Source organism: Enterobacter sp. UPMP701 (assembly GCF_053709515.1).
Genome location: NZ_JBSKJN010000017.1, coordinates 1 through 13,579, shown reverse-complemented (window position 1 = coordinate 13,579; position 13,579 = coordinate 1). Strand labels below are relative to the sequence as shown.

Sequence of the window (13,579 nt, the reverse complement as noted above, 5' to 3'; positions counted from 1 at the left end):
AAAAATGGATTTTTCAGTGCTCGCCCCCCATCTTTTCCGCAATGCGCATCTTTACGCGCCGGAGGATCGGGGATATTGCGACCTGCTGATCGCCGCGGGAAAAATCGTTGCGATCGAAAAAACGGGCCATGCTATAACGCGACCAGACTGCCCTGAAAGCGATCTCGCCGGGGCGGTGGTTTGCCCGGGATTTATCGATCAGCACGTACATCTGATCGGCGGCGGCGGCGAAGCCGGTCCGCACACCCGTACGCCGGAAGTGCGGCTGTCTGCGCTGGTGGCGGCAGGCATCACCTCCGTTGTGGGCCTGCTGGGCACCGACGGCGTGACCCGCCATCCCGAGTCGCTGCTGGCAAAAACGCGGGCGCTTGAGCATGAAGGGATCAGTGCGTGGATGCTGACAGGTGCGTACGGGCTGCCGTCTCCGACGATTACCGGCAGTATCGAAAAGGATGTGGCGCTGATTGATAAAATCATTGGTGTGAAATGCGCGATTTCCGACCATCGCTCTTCCGCACCGGCAGATGACCAGCTCGCGAATATGGCCGCTCAGTCGCGCGTTGGGGGGCTGCTGGGTGCCAAAGCGGGCGTATCCGTGTTTCATCTCGGCAATAGCCCGATGCTGCTGGAGCCGCTGTTTAACATCCTGAATAACGCCGACGTTCCCCGCACGAAACTGCTGCCAACTCACGTCAACCGCGCCCAGGCGCTGTTCCTCGCCGCGCTGAACTATGCCCGCGAAGGGGGTTACATCGATATCACCACCAGCATTCGTGAACCCATAGATGCCGCCACCGCCATCGTGACGGCTCGTGAAGCGCAGGTGCCGTTTAACCGTCTCACCCTCAGCTCGGACGGCAACGGCAGCCAGCCGAATTTTGACGCGAACGGTAATCTGGTGGGCATTGGCGTAGCCGGGTTCGAATCTCTGCCTGAGACGCTGCAGCAGCTGGTCAACCGGTATCATCTGCCGCTGGAGGAGGCGCTCCTGCCGTTTACGCGTAACGTGGCGGAGTTTCTCGGGCTGGAGCATAAGGGGCGGATCGCACCCGGATGCGATGCTGATTTCCTGGTGCTAACGGATGATCTGAAGATCCACGAGGTCTGGGCGAAAGGCCATCAGATGGTGCGCGAAGGTGTTGTGTGCGTGAAAGGGACATTTGAGTAGCGGTAATAAAAAACCCCGGGCATTTCTGCCCGGGGTTCGTTCTGAGAGGTTCAGAACAACATGATTACATCATGCCGCCCATTCCACCCATGCCGCCCATACCAGCAGCACCTAAGTCAGGCGCGTCGCCTTTAGGCAGGTCGGTCACCATGCATTCGGTAGTGATCATCAGGCCAGCTACAGATGCCGCGTACTGCAGAGCAGAACGGGTCACTTTAGTTGGGTCCAGGATACCGAAGTCGATCATGTTGCCGTATTCTTCAGTTGCAGCGTTGTAACCGTAGTTACCTTCGCCCGCTTTCACGTTGTTCGCAACGACAGATGGCTCTTCACCGGCGTTGGACACGATCTGACGCAGAGGCGCTTCCATCGCGCGCAGCGCAACTTTGATACCCACGTTCTGGTCTTCGTTCTGAGCGGTCAGGCCGGCCAGTTTAGCGGCTACACGCACCAGCGCGACACCACCACCCGCTACAACGCCTTCTTCTACCGCAGCACGGGTCGCGTGCAGGGCATCGTCAACGCGTGCTTTCTTCTCTTTCATTTCAACTTCGGTCGCAGCACCAACTTTGATAACCGCAACGCCGCCTGCCAGTTTCGCTACGCGCTCCTGCAGTTTTTCACGGTCATAATCGGAAGTGGCTTCTTCGATCTGCTTACGGATCTGACCAACACGGCCCTGAATAGCGGCTTCTTCACCCACACCGTCGATGATGGTGGTGGTGTCTTTGTTGATCACAACGCGTTTTGCCTGGCCCAGGTCTTCCAGGGTCGCTTTTTCCAGTTCCATACCGATCTCTTCAGAGATCACGGTACCGCCGGTCAGGGTAGCGATATCCTGCAGCATTGCTTTACGGCGATCGCCGAAGCCAGGTGCTTTAACCGCAGCCACTTTCACGATGCCGCGCATGGTGTTAACCACCAGGGTCGCCAGCGCTTCACCTTCAACATCTTCAGCGATGATAACCAGCGGCTTGCCTGCTTTCGCAACGGCTTCCAGCACTGGCAGCATTTCGCGGATGTTGGAGATCTTTTTGTCAGCCAGCAGGATGAACGGGCTTTCCAGCTCAACAGCGCCAGTTTCTGGCTTGTTGATGAAGTATGGGGACAGGTAACCGCGGTCGAACTGCATACCTTCAACCACGTCCAGTTCGTCTTCCAGACCGGTACCGTCTTCAACGGTGATCACGCCTTCTTTACCGACTTTATCCATCGCTTCAGCGATCAGTTTACCTACGGTTTCGTCGGAGTTAGCGGAGATGGTACCAACCTGAGCAATGGCTTTAGAGTCAGAGCACGGTACGGACAGCGCTTTCAGTTCTTCAACAGCGGATGCGACTGCTTTGTCGATACCACGTTTCAGATCCATTGGGTTCATGCCCGCAGCAACGGCTTTCAGGCCTTCAGTAATGATAGCCTGCGCCAGTACGGTCGCGGTGGTGGTACCGTCGCCTGCAGCGTCGTTCGCTTTAGAGGCAACTTCTTTCACCATCTGCGCGCCCATGTTTTCGAACTTGTCTTCCAGCTCGATTTCACGTGCAACGGAAACACCATCTTTGGTGATGGTTGGCGCGCCGAAGGATTTATCCAGCACTACGTTACGGCCTTTCGGGCCCAGGGTCACTTTAACTGCATCTGCCAGTACGTTTACGCCGCGGAGCATTTTTACACGAGCGTCGTTACCGAATTTTACGTCTTTAGCTGCCATGTTCTTATTTCCTCAAATTCTCGTGCGTAAATTACGCTTCAACAATTGCCAGAATGTCGCTCTCGGACATGATCAACACTTCTTCATTGTCGATCTTCTCGGATTTCACGCCGTAGCCATCGTTGAAAATTACGATGTCACCAACTTTAACGTCCAGTGGCTGCACAGTTCCGTTTTCCAGGATGCGGCCCTTACCGACAGCGATGATTTCGCCACGCGTTGATTTGGCTGCTGCAGAACCGGTCAGAACGATGCCGCCAGCAGACTTGGTTTCAACTTCTTTACGTTTGACGATCACACGATCATGTAACGGACGAATACTCATTGATAGCTCTCCTTTGAGAAAGTCATTATCAGTTATGGATGACGCCGGCCCGCATGCGGTTTTCCGACTAGTGCCCTGAGAGATGGGGATAGCTTTTTACCCCTTCAAGGGGGAATCGAAAAAAAATTTGCGAAAGTGTTACCATCGCCTCTCTTTTGGTATTGGCAGGATGATGTCAATGAGTGGACTTAAGCAGGAGTTGGGGCTGGCGCAGGGCGTTGGCCTGCTTTCAACCTCCTTGTTAGGTACGGGCGTATTTGCCGTACCGGCACTGGCGGCGCTGGTGGCAGGAAATAACAGCCTGTGGGCGTGGCCGGTGCTGATTGTGCTGGTGTTCCCGATAGCCATTGTGTTTGCCATCCTGGGACGACACTTCCCCAGCGCGGGCGGCGTGGCGCATTTTGTCGGGCTGGCCTTTGGCCCACGTCTGGAGCGCGTCACCGGCTGGCTGTTTCTCTCCGTCATTCCGGTTGGTCTTCCGGCAGCGCTACATATTGCGACCGGTTTTGGTCAGGCGCTGTTTGGCTGGCATAACGCACAGCTGCTGCTGGCCGAACTGGGCACGCTGGCCATCGTCTGGTGGGTGGGTTCACGCGGCGCCAGTTCAAGCGCGAATCTGCAGACGCTCGTCGCGGTGATGATTGTTGCACTCATTGGCGCTATCTGGTGGGCGGGCGATATCACGGTAAAAGATATTCCGTTCCCGCCAGTCAGGGACGTCGATCATTCGCAGCTTTTTGCGGCCCTTTCCGTTATGTTCTGGTGTTTTGTCGGGCTGGAAGCATTCGCCCATTTAGCCTCTGAGTTTAAGCGACCTGAACGCGATTTCCCGCGTGCCCTGATGATTGGTCTGCTGCTGGCGGGTACCGTGTATTGGGCCTGTACCGTGCTGGTGCTTCACTTCAACGCGTTCGGCGAAGATAAAGCCGCCGCCGCGTCACTGCCGGGTATCGTGGTGCAACTGTTTGGCGTAAAAGCCTTATGGGTGGCCTGCGTGATTGGCTATCTTGCCTGCTTTGCCAGCCTCAACATTTATATCCAGAGCTTCGCCCGGCTGGTGTGGTCACAGGCTCTTTATAAATCTGAGAGCCGCCTCGCGCGGCTGTCTAAACGTCAACTTCCGATGAATGCTCTGAATACCGTGCTGGGCTGCTGCGTTCTGAGTTCGCTGGGTATTTATCTTCTCGACATCAACCTTGATGCGCTGATTATCTACGCCAACGGTATTTTCATCATGATCTACCTGCTGTGCATGCTGGCGGGCTGCCGTCTGCTGAAAGGTCGCTATAAAGCACTGGCGGTCGTCGGGGGTGTACTGTGCCTGCTGTTGCTGGCGATGGTGGGATGGAAGAGTCTGTACGCCATTGTCATGCTGGCGGGGCTGTGGGTGTTTTTACCGAAGCGGAAAAATCCACAGGCCCGGTAAGCTAAGCCACCGGGCAAAAAATTACCGATCGTCTTTATGGTCTAAACGGTCGCGCTGCTCATCCTTACGCTGGTATTCCCCTTCGAAGGTATCCCCCGGGCCGGTGCTGAAACCACCACCCGGCATACGGCTGAAACGCAGGTGCGGCAGCAGCTTCATGGTCAGGTGCTTTTGCACCGGCGGCAACAGCAACAGCAGGCCGAGGAAGTCGGTGAAGAATCCCGGCAGGATCAACAGCAGGCCCGCAATAATCAGCGACACGCTTTTGATCATCTCTTCTGCCGGGCTTTCGCCTGCGGCCATCTTCTGCTGCATTATCAGGAAATTTTTGAAACCCTGATTACGCACCAGCGACATGCCGATGACGGAGGTGAAGATCACCAGAACCAGCGTCAGCAGGACGCCCAGCACGTGGGCAACCTGGATGAAAATCGAAATCTCAATGTAAACATAAAGAAAGAAAGCAATAAACGGTATCCAGCGCACTGGCATCTCCTGTGTGGCAGGCGCCATCTGGCCCCTGTCTGAATGTGTTCGCGTCACGCATCTGTAAGAGATGGAGACGGTTAGCTAAAATTCAATCGGTTTGCACGGATATTTTTTTTGGAAATATTAAAGCGGTGACACATTTCACAGATTAATAATTATCATGGAATCGGGTCGATAATAAGTGATCCAGCTTACGGCAATTCGCTATCATCAGCATATGATCTCGAACATCTGGCCGATTGAGGGAATAATCGTCGGTCAGAAAATATTCAAAACCACATATGTGTTGTGTGTTTAGTACAATCCATCGGCAGCTTGAAAAGAAGGTTCACATGTTAAACAACATTCGTATCGAAGAAGACTTGTTGGGTACCAGGGAAGTTCCAGCGGATGCCTACTATGGTGTTCACACTCTGAGAGCGATTGAAAACTTCTACATCAGCAACAGCAAAATCAGCGACATCCCTGAGTTTGTCCGTGGCATGGTGATGGTGAAGAAAGCCGCAGCGCTGGCGAATAAAGAGCTGCAAACCATTCCTAAAAGCGCGGCAAATGCGATTATCGCTGCCTGCGATGAAGTGCTGAACAACGGCAAATGCATGGACCAGTTCCCGGTTGACGTCTATCAGGGCGGCGCGGGTACCTCCGTCAACATGAATACGAACGAAGTCCTGGCAAACATCGGCCTGGAGCTGATGGGCCACCAGAAAGGTGAATACCAGTACCTCAACCCGAACGACCACGTTAACAAATGCCAGTCTACCAACGACGCCTACCCAACCGGCTTCCGCATCGCGGTGTATGCCTCCGTGGTCAAACTGGTCGACGCGATCAACCAGCTGGGTGATGGCTTCCAGCGTAAGGCCGTTGAGTTCCAGGACATCCTGAAAATGGGCCGTACCCAGCTTCAGGACGCGGTGCCGATGACCCTCGGTCAGGAATTCCACGCGTTCAACGTGCTGCTTAACGAAGAAACCAAGAATCTGCTGCGCACCTCCGAACTGCTGCTGGAAGTGAACCTGGGCGCAACCGCCATCGGTACACGTCTGAACACACCAGATGGCTATCAGCAGCTGGCGGTACAGAAGCTGGCGGAAGTGTCTAACCTGCCGGTTGTGCCTGCAGAAGACCTGATTGAAGCCACCTCCGACTGCGGCGCCTACGTTATGGTACACAGCGCCCTGAAACGTCTGGCGGTGAAACTGTCCAAAATCTGTAACGACCTGCGCCTGCTCTCTTCCGGCCCGCGCGCTGGCCTGAATGAAATCAACCTGCCAGAGCTGCAGGCAGGTTCTTCTATCATGCCAGCGAAAGTGAACCCGGTGGTGCCAGAAGTGGTAAACCAGGTCTGCTTTAAAGTCATCGGTAACGATACGACCGTGACCATGGCCTCCGAAGCGGGTCAGCTGCAGCTGAACGTGATGGAGCCGGTGATTGGCCAGGCGATGTTTGAATCCATTCACATCCTGACTAACGCCTGCTATAACCTGCTGGAAAAATGCATTAACGGCATCACGGCGAATAAAGAAGTCTGTGAAGGCTATGTGTACAACTCTATCGGGATCGTCACCTACCTCAACCCGTTCATCGGCCACCATAACGGCGACATCGTCGGTAAGATTTGCGCCGAAACCGGCAAGAGCGTGCGTGAAGTGGTACTGGAGCGCGGACTGTTGACCGAAGCCGAGCTGGACGATATCTTCTCGGCCCAGAACCTGATGCACCCGGCATATAAAGCGAAACGATATACCGATGAAAGCGAACAGTAACAGCTCAGGCTAGGCTTCCTTAAGGCACGTCACTTGTGACGTGCCTTTTTTCTTTTTAGGCGTTACCTAAATACAACAATTCAATATCAACTTGTTAATAAGCAAGGCAGGTCTTTATGTTTGGAGCAGAACTCGTCATCGTCTTGTTGGCGATTTATTTGGGCGCACGACTCGGGGGTATCGGCATCGGTTTTGCCGGCGGTCTCGGGGTGCTTGTTCTTACCCTGATCTTTCAGATTAAACCCGGCGCAATCCCTTTTGACGTTATCGAAATCATCATGGCGGTTATTGCCGCTATTGCAGCCATGCAGGTGGCAGGCGGTATGGACTACCTGGTGAGCCTGGCGGAACGTATGCTGCGTCGCCATCCTAAATACATTACTTTCCTTGCTCCGCTGGTGACCTGGTTTATGACCATTCTTGCGGGAACCGGACACACGGCTTTCTCCACGCTGCCGGTGATTACCGAGGTGGCCAAAGAACAAGGTATTCGCCCGTCTCGCCCTCTGTCTATTGCCGTGGTGGCATCGCAGATTGCGATCACCGCGTCGCCAATTTCCGCTGCAGTGGTGTTCTTCGCGGGTATTCTTGAGCCGATGGGCGTGAGCTACCTGACGCTGCTGGCGATCTGTATTCCGGTCACGCTGATTGCGGTGATGATTACCGCCGTGCTGTGTAACTTCCTCGGTGCCGAGCTGAAAGACGATCCGGTTTATCAGGAGCGTCTGGCAAAAGGTGAAGTGAGCCTGCGCGGTAGCCAGGTCTTCGAGCTGAAGCCGCATGCAAAACGCTCCGTACTGCTGTTCCTGATTGGTATCGTCGCCGTTATGTTCTACGCGACCGCCATCAGCGACACCGTGGGGCTGATCCAGAACCCGGTGCTGCCGCGTAACGAAGCGATTGTGGTGTTCATGCTGACCATCGCCACGCTGATTAGCATCACCTGTAAAATCGACACCAGCGAAGTGCTGAATGCCAGCACATTCAAATCCGGTATGAGCGCCTGCGTGTGCGTACTGGGCGTGGCGTGGCTCGGTGACACCTTCGTGAAAGCGCACATCAGCGATATCCAGACCGTTGCCGGCGACCTGCTGCACAACTACCCGTGGCTGCTGGCGGTGGTACTGTTCTTTGCAGCGACGCTGCTTTACTCTCAGGCGGCCACCACCAAAGCGCTGATGCCTGCGGCACTGATGCTGGGCGTGACGCCGCTAACGGCGATTGCCTCTTTCGCGGCGGTTTCTGCCCTGTTCGTCCTGCCAACCTACCCAACCCTGCTGGCCGCGGTTGAGATGGATGACACCGGCTCCACCCGTATCGGTAAATACGTGTTTAACCATGCGTTCCTGATCCCGGGCGTGGTGGCGATTACGCTTTGCGTCGTCCTCGGCTTTATCATCGGCGGCATTGTGTTGTAAACGGTTAGCCGTTGTAAAAATAGTTAAAATCGGGCCGCTCTGCGGCCCGTTTCATTAATGACCAATCCTCTTGCGTGATATAGTGAAGACTTTCGCGATGAGGAGGTCGACTTGTGAACACGCCTGATGCTGTTGTCGTACTGTGTACCGCCCCTGATGAAGCCTCTGCCCAGGATCTCGCCGCCAAAGTGCTGGCCGAAAAACTGGCCGCTTGCGTAACTCTTCTGCCTGGTGCCACCTCCCTTTATTACTGGGAAGGCAAGCTGGAGCAGGAGTACGAAGTCCAGATGTTTCTCAAAACCAATCTGACAAACCAGCAGGCGCTCCTCGACTGCCTCAAGTCTCATCATCCTTACCAAACCCCGGAACTGCTGGTGCTGCCAGTGGTCCACGGCGATAACGACTATCTCTCATGGCTCAACGCTTCTTTACGCTGATCCTGCTGCTGTGCAGCACGTCAGTATTTGCCGGGTTGTTTGACGCACCCGGCCGTTCAAACTTTATTCCTGCCGATCAGGCATTTATTTTCGACTTTCAGCAAAACCAGCACGACCTCAGTCTCACCTGGCAGGTGAAAGAGGGATACTACCTCTACCGCAAGCAGGTCAGCATCACACCTGCAAAGGCTAGCGTCGGCGCACCGCAGATGCCCGCAGGCGAGTGGCACGAGGATGAGTTCTACGGTAAGAGCGAAATCTACCGCCAGCGCCTGAGCGTGCCTGTTATGGTGAATCAGGCAGATAAAGGCGCCACGCTGACGGTGACGTACCAGGGGTGTGCGGATGCGGGATTCTGCTATCCGCCTGAAACGAAGATCGTTCCGCTCAGCGAAGTTAAGGCTGCAGCCGCTTTCTCCCCTCTCACCTCTGGGGAGGGGGCCAGGGTGAGGGGAGAAGGCGAAGCCGCATCAGACCTTCCGTTCTCAGCACTTTGGGCCTTACTGATTGGTATCGGCATTGCCTTTACCCCGTGCGTATTACCGATGTACCCGCTTATTTCGGGCATTGTGCTGGGCGGCAAACAGCGTCTTTCCACCGCCCGGGCGCTGTTCCTGGCCTTTATTTACGTGCAGGGCATGGCGCTTACCTATACCGCACTCGGCCTCGTGGTCGCCGCGGCCGGACTGCAGTTCCAGGCCGCACTTCAGCACCCTTACGTGCTTATCGGACTGTCAGCCCTATTTGTCCTGCTGGCGCTGTCGATGTTTGGCCTGTTCACGCTGCAGTTGCCCTCCTCACTGCAAACCCGCTTAACGCTGATGAGCAATCGCCAGCAGGGCGGCTCTGCGGGCGGCGTATTCGCAATGGGTGCCATCGCCGGGTTAATTTGCTCCCCCTGCACCACCGCGCCGCTGAGCGCTATCCTGCTGTACATTGCTCAGAGCGGCAATATGTGGCTCGGCGGGGGTACGCTGTATCTCTATGCGCTCGGTATGGGCCTGCCGCTGATTCTGGTGACGGTGTTTGGCAATCGCCTGCTGCCGAAGAGCGGCCGGTGGATGGAGACGGTGAAAACCGCGTTTGGTTTTGTCATTCTGGCGCTGCCGGTATTCCTGCTGGAACGCATTGTGGGTGATGTATGGGGCATTCGCTTGTGGGCAATATTGGTCGTGGCCTTCTTTGCGTGGGCATTTATCGTCAGCCTGGGGGCCAAAAAAGCGTGGATGCGTCTGGTGCAAATTCTCCTGCTCGCTGGCGCGCTGGTGAGCGCGCGTCCGCTTCAGGATTGGGCGTTCGGCTCGCCGGTAGTACAGCCCCAGGCGCATTTGAATTTCACGCAAATTAAAAACGTGGAGGAACTCAACAGCGCGCTGGCTCAGGCAAAAGGGAAACCAGTCATGCTGGATCTCTATGCCGACTGGTGCGTCGCCTGCAAAGAGTTTGAAAAATACACCTTTAGCGATCCGCAGGTGCAAAATGCTCTGAAAGAGACGGTATTGCTTCAGGCAAACGTCACCGCCAACAGTGCGCAGGATAAGGCCCTGCTTAAACAGCTTAACGTACTCGGGCTGCCGACCATCCTGTTCTTCAATAAACAGGGAGACGAGCAGCCAGAACAGCGTGTAACCGGGTTTATGGATGCAACGGCCTTCAGCGCGCATTTGCGCAATCGCCAACCGTAAACAACACTTTAGACGGGACATACCGTTGGGAATAGCGGAGGAGATAACCGTGCAACGCGAAGACGTACTGGGACAAGCCCTGCAACTACTTGAGATTCAAGGGATCGCCAGCACCACGCTTGAGATGGTAGCCGACCGTATCAATTACCCTCTGGATGAGCTTAAGCGCTTCTGGCCGGATAAAGAGGCGCTGCTTTATGATGCGCTGCGCTATCTCAGCCAGCAGGTGGATATCTGGCGCAGGCAGTTGATGCTGAATGAAGAATTAACTGCGGAGCAAAAACTGCTGGCGCGCTATACCGCCCTGACGGAATGTGTCAGCAATAACCGCTACCCGGGCTGCCTGTTCATTGCCGCCTGCACCTACTTTCCCGATCCCGGCCATCCTATTCACCAGTTGGCGGATCAGCAAAAACGGGCGGCGCATAACTTCACCCACGAACTGCTGACAACGCTTGAAGTGGATGACCCGGCAATGGTCGCCAGGCAGATGGAGCTCGTACTTGAGGGCTGTCTGAGCCGTATGCTGGTGAACCGTAGCCAGGCTGATGTGGATACGGCGCATCGTCTGGCGGAAGATATTTTGCGGTTCGCGCAGTGTCGTATGGGTGGTGCACTGACCTAAGCCAGCATTCCCGTCCAAGCGGAAATAAACAAACACAGCGCCATCGCACGCTGAAATCGCACCATCGCCACGGTGGTGCGGAAAATCCGGTTCACCGCCTTCCCCAGCCACGCCCAGCACAACAAACAGACCACGGAAATCGCCAGAAACCATAGCGCCATCAGCGCAATATCCCGTAATGCATGGTCGCTTGCCGGAGCAAACAGGCTGACAACTGCCAGCGCCATCATCCACGTTTTTGGGTTTACAATCTGTAATAACGCCGCCGCCCGCGCGGTAAACCGGACATGGCGTCTGGAGGAGAGATTCGCGGCCGGGGCGCTAAACAGCTGCCAGCTCATCCAGGAAAGCCACAGCACGCCCGCCCAGATCATTACCTGACGTATCAGCGGATACTGGCGTAACACTTCCCCTGCCCCCGCGCCTGAAACCAGAACAATAGCGCTGGCGGCAATACACCCGCCCAGGATCGCAGGAACCGTATTTTTTACGCCAAAGTGCTGACTGTTAGCCAGTACCAGAATATTGGTTGGCCCCGGTGTAATCGAGGCGACAAATGCAAACAGCAGGAAAGGTAATAAATTCACAGGTGACTCCTTTTTTATTAGAGCCACGAATGTGCCGTTATTTTCTGGAAACGTCTGGAAGGTTTGTGCACAACCGGCGGTAGTGTGCCGGAGAAATACGATATGCCCGCTGGAACCAGCGACCAAGATGGCTTTGATCGGCAAAACCCACTGCCGTCGCAACATCAACAGGCAGTTCCCCACACGCCAGCATCTGTCGGGCCTTTGCCAGGCGCAGCTGGATAAGCCAGGCGTGCGGTGCCAGGTGAAATTCGCGCTTAAAACAGCGGGTGAGCGTAAAGCGATCCGTACCCGTCTCACGGGCAAGGTCTGACAGCCCCACGTTCTCGCCGATATGCGCATAGAGATAGTCGCGGGCACGATGCGCCACAGCGGAGCTTTGTAGCTGAGACGGGAGTTTCTTACGCCAGTGGCAGTGGGCAGTGATCTGAGAGAGCAGGTTATCCATTGTGCTCTGTTGTACGATCTTCATCTCATCGTTATGTAACGAGGAAAATGTATCACCGATAGCGCGCACCAACTGAGGCTCTCGCGTCAGCGTTTGGGCAAAGTGGAGGGTGTAGCTCCCGGGAGTAGAGTCGTACAGCCCTTGAAGCGTACGGGTGAGCCAGTGTTCATCCAGATAAAAGGTAAGATAAGTAAAGCCCCCCTCTACCGGTGCATCACCGTCATGGATCTCCCCGGGCTCAAGTAAAAAAGCATCGCCCGGCTGGCTACGGTGGCGTTCACGGCGACAGTGGAACTGCTGCGTGCCGGAAAGGGTTATTCCGACCAGATAGCTATCATGCCAGTGGGGATCAAAGGCATGTCCTTCGAAATGCGCCTTAATTGTCTCAATACCTGTTTCTGCATGCTGACGCAGCTCAAGCCAGTCGTTTGCCATACTGCCCTCCTCTTACCGTCAGCATTGTCACATCTTGCCTGAACTGTCTGGAAGATTTGTGCAATTCCAGGGCACAAACGGACAGATTGCCGCAAACTTAAGCAGTTGAACAGCTTTTCCCGAAATAATGTTGACGATCGCGCGCGATTGCGGTTTAATGCGCTCCGTTGCCCGGATAGCTCAGTCGGTAGAGCAGGGGATTGAAAATCCCCGTGTCCTTGGTTCGATTCCGAGTCCGGGCACCACTATTTAAAGAACCCAGCCTATGGCTGGGTTTTTGCTTTTCTGTATCCGCTACGCATTGAATTTTCCCTTCTGTCAGGTAATAGTGATTTTTTCCCCTGACAATGAAAATGATATGACCTTATCTGCTTTAAAAGTCGGGTCACTGCTCCTGCTGATGATCCTGTTTTATACCGGCCTGTTCACGAGCGATCGCGTCACCTGGCTGATGGAGGTGACGCCCGTCATTATCATCATCCCACTTCTGCTTGCCACGCACCGGCGATACCCCCTGACTCCCCTTCTCTATACCCTGGTTTTCTTCCACGCCATCATTCTGATGGTTGGTGGTATGTACACCTATGCAAAGGTTCCGGTTGGTTTTGAGGTTCAGGAGATGCTCGGGCTTAGCCGAAATCCGTATGACAAGCTCGGTCACTTCTTCCAGGGGCTGGTTCCCGCACTGGCAGCACGAGAAATTCTGCTGCGCGGTGAGTATGTTCGTGGACATAAGATGACGGGATTTCTAGTGTGCTGTGTTGCTTTGGCCATTAGCGCCACCTATGAACTCATTGAGTGGTGGGCTGCTTTGGCGATGGGACAGGGTGCGGATGATTTTCTGGGGACGCAGGGCGATCCATGGGATACCCAGTCTGATATGTTTTGCGCGCTGCTTGGTGCGTTAACGACGGTGCTGATCCTTGGGGGTTTCCATCAGCGGCAATTGCGTCGTTTGAATGTGGATAGTGCGCTCTGACCTGCCGGGTGGCGGCTTCGCCTTACCCGGCCTGCAACATCCGGTGGTTCAGAAACGCAAAAAGGCCATCCTTCCGGATG

Annotated in this window: 13 protein-coding genes and 1 tRNA gene; 9 read left to right on the top strand and 5 right to left on the bottom strand. The window is 55.1% G+C overall.

The genetic code is table 11. The features are described 5' to 3' along the window. Nucleotides 1-4: 4 nt before the first annotated feature. Nucleotides 5-1,168: a beta-aspartyl-peptidase gene (iadA, locus tag ACWKXT_RS21940; protein ID WP_454533439.1), complete on the top strand. Its 1,164-nt coding sequence runs from the start codon at nucleotides 5-7 to the stop codon at nucleotides 1,166-1,168. Between the two features lie 64 nt (nucleotides 1,169-1,232). On the opposite strand, the gene groL is transcribed toward iadA, so the two are convergent. Both groL and ACWKXT_RS21930 read right to left on the bottom strand, forming a co-directional pair. Further along, nucleotides 1,233-2,876 (bottom strand): chaperonin GroEL, encoded by a 1,644-nt coding sequence (gene groL, locus ACWKXT_RS21935; RefSeq protein ID WP_023310114.1) that lies wholly within the window; start codon nucleotides 2,874-2,876, stop codon nucleotides 1,233-1,235. A gap of 31 nt (nucleotides 2,877-2,907) precedes the next feature. Beyond that, entirely contained in the window at nucleotides 2,908-3,201 is a 294-nt protein-coding gene (locus tag ACWKXT_RS21930) for a co-chaperone GroES (protein ID WP_003855929.1), read from the bottom strand. A 178-nt stretch (nucleotides 3,202-3,379) separates the two neighbouring features. Here ACWKXT_RS21930 and yjeH point away from each other — a divergent pair, with 178 nt between their 5' ends. Then, complete coding sequence (yjeH, locus tag ACWKXT_RS21925) at nucleotides 3,380-4,627, top strand: L-methionine/branched-chain amino acid transporter (RefSeq protein ID WP_454533438.1); 1,248 nt, start codon at nucleotides 3,380-3,382, stop codon at nucleotides 4,625-4,627. 21 nt (nucleotides 4,628-4,648) lie between these two features. Here yjeH and ACWKXT_RS21920 read toward each other — a convergent pair whose 3' ends face one another. Further along, entirely contained in the window at nucleotides 4,649-5,113 is a 465-nt protein-coding gene (locus tag ACWKXT_RS21920) for an FxsA family protein (protein WP_454533459.1), read from the bottom strand. A 335-nt stretch (nucleotides 5,114-5,448) separates the two neighbouring features. On the opposite strand from ACWKXT_RS21920, the gene aspA reads away from it, so the two are divergent. From aspA to ACWKXT_RS21895, 5 genes are all read left to right on the top strand, one after another. Next, on the top strand, nucleotides 5,449-6,885 hold the full coding sequence (gene aspA, locus ACWKXT_RS21915; RefSeq protein WP_003855923.1) for an aspartate ammonia-lyase: 1,437 nt from the start codon (nucleotides 5,449-5,451) through the stop codon (nucleotides 6,883-6,885). A 116-nt stretch (nucleotides 6,886-7,001) separates the two neighbouring features. Next, the gene (locus ACWKXT_RS21910) at nucleotides 7,002-8,303 is read left to right on the top strand and encodes an anaerobic C4-dicarboxylate transporter (protein WP_008502949.1); all 1,302 of its coding nucleotides are present in this window, start codon (nucleotides 7,002-7,004) and stop codon (nucleotides 8,301-8,303) included. Nucleotides 8,304-8,416: 113 nt separating this feature from the next. Then, nucleotides 8,417-8,740, top strand: a complete 324-nt coding sequence (gene cutA / locus ACWKXT_RS21905) for a divalent cation tolerance protein CutA (protein ID WP_454533437.1) — start codon at nucleotides 8,417-8,419, stop codon at nucleotides 8,738-8,740. Beyond that, nucleotides 8,716-10,425, top strand: coding sequence for a protein-disulfide reductase DsbD (locus ACWKXT_RS21900; RefSeq protein ID WP_454533436.1), 1,710 nt, complete (start codon nucleotides 8,716-8,718; stop codon nucleotides 10,423-10,425). Before cutA ends, ACWKXT_RS21900 begins: the two co-directional genes overlap by 25 nt. 49 nt (nucleotides 10,426-10,474) lie before the next feature. Continuing rightward, complete coding sequence (locus tag ACWKXT_RS21895) at nucleotides 10,475-11,050, top strand: transcriptional regulator (RefSeq protein ID WP_454533435.1); 576 nt, start codon at nucleotides 10,475-10,477, stop codon at nucleotides 11,048-11,050. Here ACWKXT_RS21895 and ACWKXT_RS21890 read toward each other — a convergent pair. Both ACWKXT_RS21890 and ACWKXT_RS21885 read right to left on the bottom strand, forming a co-directional pair. After that, the gene (locus ACWKXT_RS21890) at nucleotides 11,047-11,637 is read right to left on the bottom strand and encodes a LysE family translocator (protein WP_454533434.1); all 591 of its coding nucleotides are present in this window, start codon (nucleotides 11,635-11,637) and stop codon (nucleotides 11,047-11,049) included. The two genes, ACWKXT_RS21895 and ACWKXT_RS21890, sit on opposite strands and share 4 nt — an antisense overlap. A 37-nt stretch (nucleotides 11,638-11,674) precedes the next feature. Continuing rightward, the gene (locus ACWKXT_RS21885; protein WP_454533433.1) at nucleotides 11,675-12,520 is read right to left on the bottom strand and encodes an AraC family ligand binding domain-containing protein; all 846 of its coding nucleotides are present in this window, start codon (nucleotides 12,518-12,520) and stop codon (nucleotides 11,675-11,677) included. 169 nt (nucleotides 12,521-12,689) lie between these two features. Here ACWKXT_RS21885 and ACWKXT_RS21880 point away from each other — a divergent pair. Together ACWKXT_RS21880 and ACWKXT_RS21875 are read left to right on the top strand one after the other, a co-directional pair. Beyond that, nucleotides 12,690-12,765, top strand: a tRNA-Phe gene (locus ACWKXT_RS21880). Between the two features lie 113 nt (nucleotides 12,766-12,878). Beyond that, nucleotides 12,879-13,499 (top strand): DUF2238 domain-containing protein, encoded by a 621-nt coding sequence (locus tag ACWKXT_RS21875; protein WP_454533458.1) that lies wholly within the window; start codon nucleotides 12,879-12,881, stop codon nucleotides 13,497-13,499. Nucleotides 13,500-13,579 lie beyond the last annotated feature (80 nt).

What these genes read in the sequence shown, in the direction of transcription:
- groL (WP_023310114.1), bottom strand. Translation starts at nt 2,876, where the DNA reads ATGGCAGCTAAAGACGTAAAATTCGGTAACGACGCTCGTGTAAAAATG.
- ACWKXT_RS21875 (WP_454533458.1), top strand. Translation starts at nt 12,879, where the DNA reads ATGACCTTATCTGCTTTAAAAGTCGGGTCACTGCTCCTGCTGATGATC.
- ACWKXT_RS21930 (WP_003855929.1), bottom strand. Translation starts at nt 3,201, where the DNA reads ATGAGTATTCGTCCGTTACATGATCGTGTGATCGTCAAACGTAAAGAA.
- ACWKXT_RS21910 (WP_008502949.1), top strand. Translation starts at nt 7,002, where the DNA reads ATGTTTGGAGCAGAACTCGTCATCGTCTTGTTGGCGATTTATTTGGGC.
- iadA (WP_454533439.1), top strand. Translation starts at nt 5, where the DNA reads ATGGATTTTTCAGTGCTCGCCCCCCATCTTTTCCGCAATGCGCATCTT.
- ACWKXT_RS21900 (WP_454533436.1), top strand. Translation starts at nt 8,716, where the DNA reads ATGGCTCAACGCTTCTTTACGCTGATCCTGCTGCTGTGCAGCACGTCA.
- ACWKXT_RS21885 (WP_454533433.1), bottom strand. Translation starts at nt 12,520, where the DNA reads ATGGCAAACGACTGGCTTGAGCTGCGTCAGCATGCAGAAACAGGTATT.
- aspA (WP_003855923.1), top strand. Translation starts at nt 5,449, where the DNA reads ATGTTAAACAACATTCGTATCGAAGAAGACTTGTTGGGTACCAGGGAA.
- yjeH (WP_454533438.1), top strand. Translation starts at nt 3,380, where the DNA reads ATGAGTGGACTTAAGCAGGAGTTGGGGCTGGCGCAGGGCGTTGGCCTG.